The organism is Pseudoalteromonas sp. 2CM36K, assembly GCF_023161865.1.
Classification (GTDB): Bacteria; Pseudomonadota; Gammaproteobacteria; order Enterobacterales; family Alteromonadaceae; genus Pseudoalteromonas; species Pseudoalteromonas tetraodonis.
Genome location: NZ_JALNTK010000006.1, coordinates 117539 through 132391, shown reverse-complemented (window position 1 = coordinate 132391; position 14853 = coordinate 117539). Strand labels below are relative to the sequence as shown.

The following is a 14853-nucleotide window of genomic DNA, read 5'->3' as shown; positions in this document are numbered from 1 at the left end:
AATGGCAGATCATTACTTAAGATTCAGTAAAGCTTGGAAATATGACTACAAATACCGATCCAAATTATCTTTATATTCCTTATTCTGGCCCAGGCCTAATTGAAACCCCGCTATTGAATAAAGGAAGTGCTTTTAGCCAAAAAGAACGTGAAAACTTTAATCTTGCTGGTTTACTTCCTCCTCGTTACGAAACAATAGAAGAGCAAGTTGAGCGTTGTTACCAACAATACTCAAGTTTTAACGACAACTTAAATAAGCACATTTATTTACGCGCCATTCAAGATAATAACGAAACGCTTTTTTACCGTTTAGTGCGCGATCATATCGAAGAAATGATGCCTATTATCTACACCCCAACAGTGGGTGATGCCTGTGAAAAGTTTTCTGATATTTATCGCAGTGCCCGTGGTTTATTTATTTCGTATGAAGATCGCTTTCACATTGACGATATTTTACGTAATGCCACAAAAGGCAAAGTAAAAGTGATTGTTGTTACCGACGGTGAGCGTATTTTAGGTCTTGGCGACCAAGGTATTGGCGGTATGGGCATTCCAATTGGTAAACTTTCTTTGTATACCGCGTGTGGCGGTATTAGCCCAGCTTATACGTTACCGGTTATGCTCGATGTGGGAACCAATAACGAAAAATTATTAAACGACCCAATGTACATGGGTGCTCGCCATAAACGTATTACACAAGATGAATACGATGAGTTTTTAGACTTATTCATTAAAGCAGTAAAACGTCGCTGGCCAAATGTGTTATTGCAGTTTGAAGATTTTGCTCAGCCTAATGCAATGCCATTATTAAAGCGTTACCGCAACGAAATTTGTAGTTTTAATGATGATATTCAAGGAACTGCATCGGTCACTGTGGGCTCTTTATTAGCAGCATGTCGTGTTAAAGGTGCTAAATTATCAACTCAAAAAGTTGTTTTTGTAGGCGCAGGCTCTGCAGGCTGTGGTATTGCTGAACAAATCGTTAGCACTATGGTTGCTGAGGGTATTAGTGAAGCACAGGCACGTAGCCAAGTCTTTATGGTTGACCGTTTTGGCTTATTAACAGATGGTATGCAAGGCTTACGTGACTTTCAACAAATGCTTGCACAACCAACTAGCTGCTTAGCTGATTGGATCTACAGCGGTGAATACGCGTCGTTATTAGATGTAATGCATTGTGCTGAACCAGATATTTTAATTGGTGTATCAGGCCAACCTGGCTTATTTACCGAACAAGTCATTCGCGCTATGCATGCTAAATGTGAATCGCCAATTATTTTCCCGTTAAGTAATCCATCTAAGCAAGTTGAAGCGTATCCAGAAGATGTAATTAAATGGACCGATGGCAAAGCAATTGTTGCAACTGGCAGCCCATTCGACCCAGTTGTTTATAACGGTGTGACTTACCCAATTCCACAATGTAATAATAGTTACATATTCCCAGGTATTGGCTTAGGTGTTATTGCCGCCAAAGCAACCCGTATTACCGATGCGATGCTAATAATGTCGAGCGAAATGTTGGCTGAGTCGTCACCTTTAGCTAATACAGGTAAAGGCAGCTTACTACCGGCACTGACTGAAATTGAAACGCTTAGTAAACGTATTGCGTTTGCAGTGGCTAAAAAAGCAATTGAAGAGGGCGTAGCCCTTGAAATTTCAGACGATGCGCTGTGGGCAGCCATCGACAAAAACTACTGGTTACCAAAATACCGTAACTACAAGCGTTGCAGCATTTAATTACAGTAGAGATTAAAAAAACAGGCTTTTGCCTGTTTTTTTATGCTTGTTCATCTTTAATTAACCGCATAAGGTGTTAACTGAGGCAATCAAATTTAAAAGGATAGACTTATGAAAACGCTTTCGATTTTAACCGCCGCATTACTCAGTACATCAGCTTATGCAAGCAACGCCCCAGAAGAGCCGCATATTTATGTTAAAGGTGAAGCTTCAGTAACGACGATGCCGGATCATGTTTTATTAACGGTGGGCATTACTGAAATAGATAAAGACTTAATTGCAGCAAAAAAACAAACCGATACCACTATGGCCAGTGCAATAAGTTTAGTAAAAAAACTAGGGGTAGATGATGCGGATATTAATGCCGGTCAAATTTCTATATACCGTGATAACCAATATAATCGTGAAACAGGTAAACAAGAGTTTACTGGCTTTAAAGTATCAAGAACGCTCACCATTAAACTCTCTGCAATTAATAAATACCCTGAATTACTTCAGAGCTTAGTTAATAATGGCATTAATGAAATTAGACAAACACAATTTTTAGCTAGCAACTACGATGAGCTGCATAAAAAAGCACAAAAAATGGCAATTAAACAAGCCAAAGTCGCGGCAAAAGAGCTAAGTGACGACTTTGATGTAGAGTTAAAAGGCTTATATAGCGCGTCGTTAACCCCGCTTGATATGCCATCTACACCGTACATGCGAAGTGAAAAAGTAATGATGGCAGACAGTACACCTGGTAATTATGTCCCAGAAGCCTATCATGCGGGTGAAATTACTATTAGCGCGTCAAGCTATGCAATTTATTATATAGATTAGGGCTTGATGATCTTTCAATGCCAAATAGGCGCTGCCGAGGAGCGATAACTCTTTGCCCCTCGGCAGAATAAATAGCTCTACAGAGCTTACTCGCTAATAGGTTGGTGCTGCTCAAAACGTGCCACCAACTGCTTACCTTGTAACTCACTAATTCGCACTATTGCTTGTAGCATATTTCTAATTTCTCGCCGGTCATACTCATTACAAATGTGCTGATTAATATCATCAACAATGGCACCTAAATAATTAAACACACTGTTTCGAGCTTCAACATCCTCGTTGGCAATAAACAAAATATTTTTAAATGCTTCAATAACATTGGTCATTACATAGGCATCTGCTTTGGCATAATTACGCAAAGGAGTGAAGTTATCGTGCAGTAATTCATCAAAACTGGTTTCATGAAAATAGAGCAAAGGGGCTTCTTCTGGTTGATAATACGCGTAGTTAATCGCATTAATCTTTAGGCGAGCAATCAATAAAATACTCAGCATATCAATAGCTTTAACCGCTGTGCCCGGATCGTTAATCCCAGGGCTCATTGCTTTTACCGCAATTTCAGAAATTTGGGTTAATCCATAACGGTAATGATCGCTAATGTATTCTTCTATATAAAAAATAAAGCAGTCTAAGATTTTCTCTATTAACTCTTCGTTTTCACAAATGTCTTTATTACACTTTAAGAAAGGGTAGCCTTTAACGGTAAAGTAACCTTGCTTAACGGTAATAAAAAGTTCTATTTTTTCTTCAGCCAAAATAGCACACAGCTTATTTGTGTGAACCCCTTTGTAGTAACCCTCAGTAGTACTTTTTATTGAATGCCAATTTGAAAATTCAGGTAAGTTATCAACGGGGTTATTGTCTTGTTTGTTGATGATGTCTTGGATCTCTTGTTTGGTTTGTCTAAATAAACCATTTAATACGTTATCAACCTGAATTGCTTTTGAAATAGAGTGAATAAAAAAAACGAACAAGCCCAAAGAAATCAAACCAAAAATTAATGCAAAGAGCACCCCTAATGAGGGTATTGCCGTATTTCCGTTATCTAACTTATTAATATTAATGAGCATTATAATAGAATAAATAATACTGCCTAAATAAAACCCTAATACCATTTGATGCGATTTACGGGTAATAAGCCCAGGAACGACTCTGGGTGACAAGCTAGCGCTGGCCGCATTTAAAACCACCATCACCATAGAAAAACTAAATACGGTTAACGAAATAATACTACCAGCTAAGGTGCTTAATATGGTTCGTGCGTTTTCTGCACTGTCTACTAATACAAATGAGATTAATGATTTAAATTGCTCTATAGGGGCTAAATACTCAACAGACATAGTGAGTACAGCAAAAATTAAAAACGCAACAGACAGGAGCGAGGGATAAAAGCCAATACTGTTTATTATTTCACGATAGTGATTGGTGATTTTTGTTCTTAAATACATATTATCCTTACTTATTACTATTCCAATGTATAAATTACTCTAGCATAGTTCATGATAAAACTACTGATTTACCGCTTAACTTATGTGTTATTATTGCTGAAAAATTAAATGGACTATACTGTGATCATATCTAGCTATGCGGCCTTATTGGCCCTTTATTATATTTATTTGAGTGTTAATGTTATAAAAATACGTAAAGCCGAAGGGATTTCGTTAGGTAATGGCAGTAATACCACGCTTGAACGTGCAACCCGAGCGCATGGTAATTTTATTGAGTACGTGCCCATTAGCTTAATTTTAGTTTTTTTATTGGAGTATCAAGGGTTAGCTAGTCATTATGTACATGCACTAGGCGGTTTATTATTTATCAGCCGTGTTGTTCATAGTTCTGCCATTATTAACAATAATTTAAAGGCACGTGGATTGAGCATGATGTTCACCTTTGCTATTGTGATAGTAAGCGCGGTGTTATTACTTTTAAGTAGATAAACGATTATGCGGTTAGCTATTTTTTTTACATGTTTATATTTTTTCAGTTCACTGACATCATTTGCATGGGCAATAGAAAATAATAGCAAAAACACCGTTTCTAGTTTGCATGTTGTATACCCCAAAACAATGCGCAGTGATGAAGATGAAATATTATACCCGTTAGTACTATTAAGAACAGCTCTGCAATTCAGCGGAGAAAATTTTACATTACAACCCTCAAGTATTTCGATGCCACAGAGCCGCGCGTTAAAGCAAATTCTTCATAATGATGAAATAAACGTAGCTTGGACCATGACCTCTAAACAGCGTGAGCAACAATTACTACCCGTTAGAGTGCCTATATTTAAGGGGTTATATGGGTGGCGTGTTTTGGTAACTACACAGGATAAAGTGAATACCTTATTAAACATCAATACCCTGAGCGACTTTAAAAGCATACACTTTATTCAAGGGCATGATTGGCCTGACACACAAATACTGCAGGATAACGGCTTAACTGTATCGACATCAATCGAATATAGTTCGTTATTTAATATGTTGATAAAAGGCCGAGGTGATGTATTTCCTCGTTCTGTGTTAGAGGTTGAAACTGAGCTCAATACCTTTAAAGATGAAGCCGGTGCTAACCTCACGATAGTGCCACACTTCTTGTTGCAATACCCAAGTGCAATCTACTTCTTTTTTAGTAAAGAAAAGCCCGAAATAGCGCAAGCGGTTGAGAAAGGCTTAGCTATTATGCGTAAAAACGGTGAGTTTGATCGTTTGTTTAAGGCTTATCATCGCAGTGCGATTGAGCATGCAGATATAAAAAATAAAATTATCATTAAATTAAAAAACAATCAGTTACCCGCATTAACACCCCTTAATGATGCATCACTTTGGTTTTCAGAAAAAGACATTTAAAACGCCATGACACAAAAAATATTTATTATTGGTTTACCACGCACTGGGACGACTAGCGTATGTAATGCATTTTTAGATTTTGGTATACCTACTGCCCATACTGCTTACACTAACGCTTGTTTTGAAAATGCGGTGGCTATCGCAGACACACCTGTATATAACGATTATCAAACATTAGATAAATATTACCCAGGTTCTAAATTTGTATATTTAAAGCGAGAACTTAGCGCGTGGCTGCCTTCAATCAAACAGCTTTTACTGCGTATGCATACTAATTTAACGCGTGCTGATGGGGGCTTTAATATTCATTTAAAGCGCTGTTATTTAAATACGTTTAATGATTTTTCACTCGAAAACATTAATCAGGATGAATATTTAACTAATCGTTATAACACTCATTTTAATAGTGCTAATGCTTATTTTGCTGACCGGCCTAATGATTTTTTAGCCATTGATATAGCAAATCCCGAGAGTTTTAATAAGCTATGTGAGTTTTTAAATATTACCAGCAGCTTAGCTGGCTTTGGAAAAATGAACATGGGCGGTAAAGTCACTGCATGGAATGATATAAAGCACCCATTAAAAATTGAGTCGACGGCAAAAGGGCGGATTGATAAGTTTTTGCCTTATGAAAGTTAAATTTAAATCGCAACCAAAGATTTTTATTTTTAAATACGCTAAAATCCACGCATTATTTTATAAATTGTATCCCTATGTTTGAATTAAAATACCACACGCCATTTGAATGGACCGAAGTTGTTTTAGCGGACTTCGAAACCTTTTTACAAGACCACGCTGCTGCTGAGAAAAAAGCATCTGGCATGGCTATGTCAATGCTTTCACATTATCCGGATAAGCGTAAATTAGTTAAAGCCATGACTGACTTAGCTCTTGAAGAGTTAATTCATTTTAAACAGGTGCTTAAACTATTAATTGAACGCGATACTAATTTGGGTGATGATAAAAAAGATCCATACATTAAACAAATTCGTGCACACTTTAGGCATGGTCGTGACGGTTTTTTAATGGACAGATTATTAGTAGGTGGGGTAATTGAGGCGAGGGGACATGAACGTTTTTCTTTAGTTGCCGAGGCACTACCTGAAGGAAAAGAAAAAGATTTTTATGTCGCAATTGCTAAATCAGAAGAAAAACATAAAAATTTATTTGTGGAACTCGCCTACGAATACTTTGATAAGCAAGAAGTTGACGAACGCTTAGACGAGTTACTAACAATAGAAGCCGAAATTTGTAAAAATATTCCTTTTACAGCGGCTCTCCATTAAAAATTACGGTATGTTGTTTTAAAAGCAAAAACAACATACCAACTTTTCAATTTATAACTGCTCCCTTCATACTGATTAAACAATCAAATAAACCCTAAGTAGATCAACTTTACTGCGCTTACTTTACACAGCCTACTCATAAACAGCTATTATGAATTATTAAAGTTTAGCTTATCGAAGGATGTGAACCGATGCAGCCAATTAAACACATTGCCGTATTAACCTCAGGGGGCGATGCGCCTGGGATGAACACCGCATTATTTGCCATAGTAAAAGCCGCTCAACAACACGGAATAAAAGTGTCGGGCGTTCGAAAAGGGTTCGAGGGTTTAATTGATAATGATTTAGTGACACTTGATTGCAAAAACCTACAACAAACCATGCACTTAGGTGGTACTGTGTTAAAAACAGCGCGTAGTGAAAGATTTAGAGGTGATGCTGGTAGAAATCAAGCACTAGCCACAATTGAACATAATAATATTGACGCCTTAATTGTGATAGGTGGAGATGGCTCCTTTAGAGGGTGTTTATGGTTATCACAAATTACTGACATACCGTATATAGGCATTCCAGGCACTATTGATAATGATATTGCGGGTACAGATTACACCTTAGGGTTTGATACCGCAGTAAACACATCAATGCAATGTATTGATAATATTAGAGATACTGCAGAATCACATAATAGGGTGTTTGTTATTGAAGTAATGGGACGTGATTCTGGTTATATTGGCACTTATGCCGGTTTAACCTCTGGCGCCGATTCGATATTAATACCTGAAAGTGATGAAGACATAACTTATTTAGTGAATAAAAATTAGCGATTATCACAGTGAGCATGCTTTTATTGTGGTGGTCTCTGAAGGTGATGAAATTGGCGTTGAGCATATATGTGAGAAAATAAGTACCGTTAATCCCAGTATAGATTTGCGCGTAACTAAGCTAGGGCACTTACAACGCGGCGGTAATCCATCTGCAGCGGATCGTATGTTAGCAATAAGACTAGGCGTACACAGTGTTAAGGCTTTATGTGCTGGAGAAAGCGCTAAAATGGTGGGTATTTTAAATAACAAAGTATCAAATACTCCTATGCAAGATGTTGTAAAACAACATGTTATAAATGAAGAGCTGCAAGGGCTGTTATCTGTATTTTGCCGCTAGCGATGAATTAAATAGGAATAATTAATAACGCGAGATAATAAAAACTATAAAATGACAATTATTAAAGGTATTACAATAAGTTTTTTATTTGCCGGTTCAACAGTCGTATTGGCCAAAGATGATTGTGCAGATTTAACGGGATGTGCGAAAAAAGCCTGTGAAGTTAACCACCAGTTATAAACTGCAAAACGCTAAGGTAATTCACATCAAGCTGCAGGTCTTAATATATCACTCAATAACATAAACGCATATTGTACCCATGATGGATTAAAAGCAGAGTTGCAAGAAATAGATGATACAAATTCAGAAATTGAAGAATATAAAACCGATATTAAAAAAGCTAAGCGCCAAGGTAAGCATGACAAAGTTGAAAAGTATCAGCAAAAGCTAAACGACGAAACTAAACAGCTTAAGCAATTAATTAATGAGCTAAATAGTTTGATTAATTAAAATGTCATTACAGCGTTTTTATATTTAATAAAGTAGAGCATATTACTATAAATATATAATGTGCGAATAAAAGGGCTAAAATACCGTGTTTATAAGTGACGTAATTGCCGATAGTTAGTTTGATTAAGTACATTTTAACCTTATTTAACATAATATAAATTATAGGTAGTAATATACCTATATATATGCAGCGCTCTATTTTAAAAGCTGCAGCTCGCTAAGTCCAATACTAGACGGTATCGGACATTAAGTGTCTCTAAACAACTATTCTGGTTATTCATAGTTATCACCTTGAGGTTCCTTAATGCTTAGCTTAATATTAAAGCACAAGCCGTAAAAAACGTTGAAGTATTCATATGGAATTTGTACGCCCACTCGAACCAATTTTAATTATTGATGATGTTAAACAGATCCGCGCTGATTTAAGCCAAGTATTAGCTGGTTTAGGTTTTGATGACATTATTGAGTGCGATAATTTTAATTGTGCTAAACCTCTGCTTATTGAAAAATCACCCAACGTTATATTCTTAGATGTTGATTTACCTGATTCTGAAAGCATTGAAATTTTAGAGTCAATTAACAACGAACACCCTCATGCACATGTTGTTATGTGTTCAGGCCACAATAGCTTTGAAACAGTGCAAAATAGCTGGGAGCTAGGCGCAAAAGAATTTATAGCTAAGCCTTTTAACGCGCAAAAAGTTGATGCGGTAATGAAACGTTTAGAACTCATAGATTAAAGGAAATTATGCAGCACATTGTTACGACAATAATTGATGACCTATCTACCGTTATATTTGGTAAACAACAACAAATAAAATTAGCGTTAGCCTGTTTATTTAGTGAAGGCCATTTACTAATTGAAGACTTACCTGGCATGGGAAAAACCACTTTGTCGCATGCATTAGCTGCAGTACTGGGGTTATCTTATCAGCGTATACAATTTACCAGCGATTTATTGCCCGCTGATATTATTGGCACCAATATATTTAATAATAATGAACATAGTTTTTCATTTCATAAAGGCCCAATTTTCAGCCAAGTGGTGCTTGCTGATGAAATAAATCGCGCGGGTCCTAAAACACAAAGTGCTTTATTGGAGGCGATGGAAGAACATCAAGTAACAGTAGATGGAGACAAGTACCCGCTCCCTACTCCATTTTTTGTAATTGCGACTCAAAATCCATTATATCAGGCAGGTACATACCCGTTACCAGAATCACAACTAGATCGTTTTTTGATGCGAATTAGTTTAGGGTTTCCACCTAAAGATGCAGAAAAACGGTTACTGTTAAATAATCAAAAACGTGACTATTCGCAGTTACCGCAGCGAATTGAACAACATCAACTTAAGCAAATTCAAGATGCTATATCAAATATCACGCTAAGTTCGCCGGTGGTTGATTATATAATTGAGTTAGTGACTTATACTCGTGAGTCTCAAACATTAACGACTTCGCTTTCCCCAAGAGCCAGTATGGCACTGGCTAAATCGGCCAAAGCGTGGGCCTATATTGAAGGCCGTGATTATGTATTACCCGAAGATGTACAAGCTGTTTTTTCAAGTGTGTGTCAGCATCGATTAGGTTTACATAGTGATGCGGGCGATACACAAATAGCGGCCATTTTACAACATGTTTTAGTGCCCGTTTAGGTAAATGCGTATTTATAAATTTAAGCGCCCTACTTTTATTCACGATATAAAAAGCGCGATTTTAACGGCCTTATTAAAAAATAAGCACAAAAAAAATAGCATCACCTTAAAACATAATACTATTTATGTTTTACCATCCACGCTTGGCGTTTACTTTAGCGTTGTTGCATCATTAAATTTTGTAATGGGGATTAATTATCAAAATAATTTAATTCTGTTTATGGCTTATTTAATGTTTGTGATTATAATTTTTGCATTGTTATTGGGCTACAGTAATGCCAGAGGTTTAACTGTCAGCTTTAAATACGCCATTGACAGTTTTGCGCCTCAGACACCACAGCTAGTTTGGCAAATAGAAGCCGATGATCCTTGTCAATCAGTTACATTAAGTTACCCCAATGATTTTAAAAATGCGTGTTACATTACGCGCGTTAAAAATGAAGCAATAAAATGTCAATTATCATTACCTTATACCAAGCGAGGCTGTTATCAGTTAAAGCCAATAAAAATTGCCAGTAATTACCCCTTTGGTTTAGTCAGTGTGTGGAGTTATATACAACCTAATAAAGTGGTGTATGTTTATCCGTCAATAATTAAAACAACAAATCAAAAACACCCAAACTTAGTTGCAAATAATACCGATGAAGGCACTGAAAAACATAAAGGTGACGATGAATTTGAAAGTTTAATTACTCATTTGCCAGAAATGGGGTTACAGCGAATATCATGGAAGCACTATGCAAAAACACAGCAATTACTTGTAAAACAATTTAGTGATTTTAAATCAGCCGATGCACAATTCGATTTTAACTTAGTCACGGGCGATACCGAACAGCGTTTAGGGCAACTCTGTTTTTTAGTTTGCCAAGCATTTGAAAGTGACATTAATTATTCTTTAAAACTTCCTAATAAATTAATCGCCAGCAATTCAGGCAAGCTGCATCATCAGCGCTGTTTACAAGCGTTAAGCCAAGTCGGTAATGATAATGAATGAGATTAAAAACCATCGCGTTATTAACTTTGCTCTATCGTTTATTTATTTAGGGCTAGTCAGTTTTTTTACAGAGCACTTACCCCTGCCCTTTATTGCAATGCTTAGCGTGTTATGTGGCTGGAATGTTTATTTAACAGTTAAACAAAAGCAGAAACCCAACGCGTGGTTTGCTAATGGATTGGCCGCCATTGCTTTAATTATTATGCTAAGCAGCATAGGCTTTAAAGATACCGTTGTATTGTTTGTAGCCATGCTGTTATTGTCGTGTGTTTTTAAATTATTGCAGGCAAAATCAAAACAGCATTACCAATTGATCATTACCCTTACGTTCTTTTCACTCTCAGCGGTATATTTGTTTAGCCAAACCATTTTTACTACCTTAGTTATAAGCACCTTCTATATTTTAAACTTTGCGGTGCTAGGGTTATTAGAGTCTAGTCATAGCTTAAAACTCTCTTCAAAACAAAGTGCTAAAATTATGCTACTGGCTTTTCCTTTAGCCGTAATACTTTTATTATTTTTACCTAAACTTCCAGCATTTTGGCAACTACCTGGGCCCAAAATGGCACAAACAGGATTATCAGAACAAGTCGATCCGTTTAATATAGCAAAGTTATCAAATTCAGATGAACTAGTATTTAGAGCAAAATTTAATGGTACACCACCCCCTAAGCCCTATTATTGGCGCGCTATTGTACATGATGAATTTGATGGTGCAGCGTGGAAAACATCCTCCTTTTTAAAGCAAGCGTTGATATTACCCGCTAAAAAAAGTACGAGTGAAAATGAGGCTCAGTATACGGTTATAGCTGAGCCTGCTATTTCAGATTGGCTATATGGGCTTGGTTTTTCAAGCAGTGAAACCCCCAATGTTATTGCCAATACTTTAGGTTTATTACGTAAACAACAATATAAATCCAAGGTTTTACAATATGCAGTTAATAGTGAACCGTTATCTAGTACATCGCTTAATAAGTCCCAACAGCGGTTTTATAGCCAATTAACTGTTACTAATAATCAAAAATCTCAGCAGTTAGCGCAACAATTAAAAAATAATAGCGCCAATGCTGATGAATTTTTTAATCAACTTTTAAGCTATTTTTCAAAAAATGAATTTAGCTATACACTTACACCCACCCCCATGCGCGGCGAAAATACGCTCGATCAGTTTATGTTTAATAATAAACGCGGTTTTTGCGGGCATTATGCCAGTGCCGCCGCCTTTATTTTTAGAAGTGCAGGTATTCCTGCGCGTGTTGTCAGTGGCTATTTAGGAGGCGAGCTAAATAAAAACAGTGATTATATGACTATTCGTCAATACGATGCGCATGCCTGGGTTGAAGTATATACCGGTGCCGGTTGGAGAGTATTTGATGCCACAGCGGTTGTCGCACCCGAGCGGTTAAACGGCTCCTTGTCACAAAGCACCACTCTTAATGACGAATTTAAAAATAATATTAACTTTGGACTCGTTAGTTTAAGTAACTATGCCGCCATTAATTGGCTTAGACTTGAATTAGAAAACTTAGATTATCAATGGTCTAGTTGGGTACTTGGGTTTGATAAAGACAAACAACAAGATTTATTTGCTACCTTATTTGGTAATAAGTTTATTTGGCTGGTGCCGCTTGGGGTTATTATTATTTTAATTTTGAGTTTTACGGCTTACTTTATTTATTTAAACAGGCCTAAAGCCTCAATAAAACAACCGCCACTGGTCAATGAGTATTATGAAATTATTCGTTGGGCTAATAAACACGCGATTAGCTATCCTGAAAATGCCACGCCAACCCAAACTTTAGAATACATTAGCAACCAAGCGCCCCATGCAGAGCAACAAATAACCGCTTTTTGTGAGTTATTTAAGCAAGTGCGCTATGCAAGGCATCCATTTACTAAAGAACGTAAAAATCAGGCTAAATATCTGATAAAATTAATTAAATCTACAAAACAGAGAAATCTATGAACGCAGTAATTATCGGCGTTATTTTAATGCTTGGACTCACTTTAGTCCGTGTAAATGTGATTGTTGCAATGACGATAAGTGCACTGGTTGCCGGACTAACCGCTGGCATGGGATTGAAAGAAAGCATCGATGCATTTAATTCAGGATTATCGTCAGGTGCCGAGATTGCTTTAAGTTATGCTATGTTGGGCGCATTTGCCGTGGCAATTTCTAAGTCAGGCCTAACACGTATTTTAGCTGCGAAGTTATTGGCAAAAGTTAACGCACAAACTGGCTCAAGCGAAACCCTGCTAAGCTATTTTATTCTGTTTATTATTTTGATTTGTGCTATTTCTTCACAAAATTTAGTCCCTGTTCATATTGCGTTTATTCCTATTCTAATTCCCCCGTTATTGGTGGTGTTTAACAAATTGCGATTAGACAGACGCGCTATTGCTTGTATTTTAACCTTTGGTTTAGCCACCTCGTATATGGTACTCCCTTATGGGTTTGGTGGAATTTATTTATACTCTATATTACATAAAAACCTAGTGGATAATGGCCTTGAAATAGTCAATACCAGCGTACCTTTGGCAATGATCATTCCTGCTATTGGCATGTTCGTGGGGTTGTTAATTGCGCTGTTTATGACTTACAGAAAACGCCGAGAATATACAAATACCGCCCTTACCGTTGAAAGTAAACAAACAGAAATTGATAACCCCAAAAAAGTATTGATGGTTGGTTTATTTGCTGTAGTTGCGTCGTTAATTGCTCAAAATGCCAGTGGCTCTATGATATTAGGCGGCCTAGTTGGCGTGGTTATATTTAGTGTATTTGGTGTGGTTAAGTGGGAAGAAAACGGCGACGTATTTAGTAAAGGCGTGGCAATGATGGCCATGATTGGCTTCATTATGATCTCAGCACAAGGATTTGCCGCAGTCTTGAAAGAAACTGGGCACGTAGCCAGCTTAGTTCACAGTAGCGCCGCTATTTTTGATGGTAATAAGCCGATGGCTGCGGCTGTAATTTTATTAGTCGGCTTATTTATAACGATGGGAATTGGCAGCTCGTTTTCAACGGTACCTATTATTGCCACCTTATTTGTTCCTTTATGTTTAGAGCTAAACTTTTCCGTAATGGCAACCGCTGCACTTGTTGGTACTGCTGGCGCATTAGGTGATGCCGGCTCCCCTGCCTCCGATTCCACGTTAGGGCCAACTTCCGGACTCAATGCTGATGGTCAGCACGACCATATTTGGGATTCGGTTGTTCCAACTTTTATTCACTTTAATTTACCGCTATTGGTATTCGGCTGGATAGCCGCCATGGTACTTTAATTTTTAAAAGGTGTGTTTTGTGCACGCCTTTTTATTTTGAAATTTACCCCCTCCTTTTACTCATTATCGCAAACAAACATTAATGCTAAGTTTGCAGCACTAACAGATTAAGTATGATGTGTTCTTGACGGATTTCAATATAAGCACCAAAACTAGGTGCTTATATTAATTTACTATTTAGCGTTATAACTCAAAGCCATGTAGCATTTTATCGCATATTACCGGTGTTGGTCTGTGGTTATCATCCACGGCAACAAAGGTAAAACTACCCGTAATAGCAGAATGCTTATTATCTTTGTGCATAGTTTCTAGGAATATTTCAACATCTACCTTTAGGCTGGTATTCCCTACATGCGACACTTTTGAGATTAATTCGGCAAATGAACCTGCCGGAATAGCCTCTTTAAAATCTACCCTATCAGATGAAATAGTCACTAATGGCTTACGGCAAAAACGGGTAGCTGCAATAAAAGCAACCTCATCCATCCACGCTAATGCATCACCACCAAATAGCGTATTGTGGTGATTAGTACGCCCAGGAAATACCGCTTTTGTAACCGATGTGGTCGAATCTTTTATACGCTGCGCAATAATTGCTTCGCGCTCTACTTGAGTCATAATC

At 37.2% G+C, this 14853-nt stretch carries 13 protein-coding genes and 2 pseudogenes; 13 read left to right on the top strand and 2 right to left on the bottom strand.

What is annotated here, in order from left to right; all coding sequences use genetic code 11:
* Window positions 1-41 precede the first annotated feature (41 nt).
* Together MTN97_RS05515 and MTN97_RS05510 are read left to right on the top strand one after the other, a co-directional pair.
* Entirely contained in the window at window positions 42-1736 is a 1695-nt protein-coding gene (locus MTN97_RS05515) for an NAD-dependent malic enzyme (protein WP_036982701.1), read from the top strand.
* Window positions 1737-1847: 111 nt separating this feature from the next.
* Window positions 1848-2558, top strand: a complete 711-nt coding sequence (locus MTN97_RS05510; RefSeq protein WP_248473866.1) for an SIMPL domain-containing protein — start codon at window positions 1848-1850, stop codon at window positions 2556-2558.
* An 86-nt stretch (window positions 2559-2644) separates the two neighbouring features.
* Here the strand turns inward: MTN97_RS05510 and MTN97_RS05505 are convergent, their stop codons facing one another.
* Window positions 2645-4006 (bottom strand): DUF2254 domain-containing protein, encoded by a 1362-nt coding sequence (locus tag MTN97_RS05505; protein WP_248473865.1) that lies wholly within the window; start codon window positions 4004-4006, stop codon window positions 2645-2647.
* A 120-nt stretch (window positions 4007-4126) separates the two neighbouring features.
* Here MTN97_RS05505 and MTN97_RS05500 point away from each other — a divergent pair, with 120 nt between their 5' ends.
* The 11 genes and pseudogenes from MTN97_RS05500 to MTN97_RS05450 all read left to right on the top strand — a co-directional run bounded on the left by MTN97_RS05500 (window position 4127) and on the right by MTN97_RS05450 (window position 14231).
* Entirely contained in the window at window positions 4127-4495 is a 369-nt protein-coding gene (locus MTN97_RS05500) for an MAPEG family protein (RefSeq protein ID WP_248473864.1), read from the top strand.
* 6 nt (window positions 4496-4501) lie between these two features.
* A complete protein-coding gene (locus MTN97_RS05495) occupies window positions 4502-5401 on the top strand; it encodes a transporter substrate-binding domain-containing protein (RefSeq protein WP_248473863.1) in 900 nt (299 codons plus the stop codon).
* Between the two features lie 6 nt (window positions 5402-5407).
* Entirely contained in the window at window positions 5408-6040 is a 633-nt protein-coding gene (locus MTN97_RS05490; protein ID WP_248473862.1) for a sulfotransferase, read from the top strand.
* 74 nt (window positions 6041-6114) lie between these two features.
* Entirely contained in the window at window positions 6115-6687 is a 573-nt protein-coding gene (locus MTN97_RS05485) for a tRNA-(ms[2]io[6]A)-hydroxylase (protein WP_013464932.1), read from the top strand.
* A 191-nt stretch (window positions 6688-6878) separates the two neighbouring features.
* Window positions 6879-7848 (top strand): annotated as a pseudogene (locus tag MTN97_RS18000) (ATP-dependent 6-phosphofructokinase).
* Window positions 7849-8055: 207 nt separating this feature from the next.
* Window positions 8056-8298 (top strand): annotated as a pseudogene (locus MTN97_RS05475) (DUF1090 family protein); the annotation flags it as partial.
* Between the two features lie 356 nt (window positions 8299-8654).
* A complete protein-coding gene (locus tag MTN97_RS05470) occupies window positions 8655-9038 on the top strand; it encodes a response regulator (RefSeq protein WP_248473861.1) in 384 nt (127 codons plus the stop codon).
* A gap of 8 nt (window positions 9039-9046) precedes the next feature.
* On the top strand, window positions 9047-9952 hold the full coding sequence (locus MTN97_RS05465; protein WP_138626588.1) for a MoxR family ATPase: 906 nt from the start codon (window positions 9047-9049) through the stop codon (window positions 9950-9952).
* A 4-nt stretch (window positions 9953-9956) separates the two neighbouring features.
* Window positions 9957-10946 (top strand): DUF58 domain-containing protein, encoded by a 990-nt coding sequence (locus MTN97_RS05460; protein WP_374274721.1) that lies wholly within the window; start codon window positions 9957-9959, stop codon window positions 10944-10946.
* Window positions 10939-12912 (top strand): DUF3488 and transglutaminase-like domain-containing protein, encoded by a 1974-nt coding sequence (locus tag MTN97_RS05455; RefSeq protein WP_248473859.1) that lies wholly within the window; start codon window positions 10939-10941, stop codon window positions 12910-12912. Before MTN97_RS05460 ends, MTN97_RS05455 begins: the two co-directional genes overlap by 8 nt.
* The gene (locus tag MTN97_RS05450) at window positions 12909-14231 is read left to right on the top strand and encodes a Na+/H+ antiporter family protein (protein ID WP_248473858.1); all 1323 of its coding nucleotides are present in this window, start codon (window positions 12909-12911) and stop codon (window positions 14229-14231) included. The genes MTN97_RS05455 and MTN97_RS05450 overlap by 4 nt, the downstream gene beginning before the upstream one ends.
* A gap of 183 nt (window positions 14232-14414) precedes the next feature.
* Here the strand turns inward: MTN97_RS05450 and MTN97_RS05445 are convergent, their stop codons facing one another.
* Complete coding sequence (locus MTN97_RS05445) at window positions 14415-14849, bottom strand: acyl-CoA thioesterase (RefSeq protein WP_248473857.1); 435 nt, start codon at window positions 14847-14849, stop codon at window positions 14415-14417.
* Between the last annotated feature and the right edge of the window lie 4 nt (window positions 14850-14853).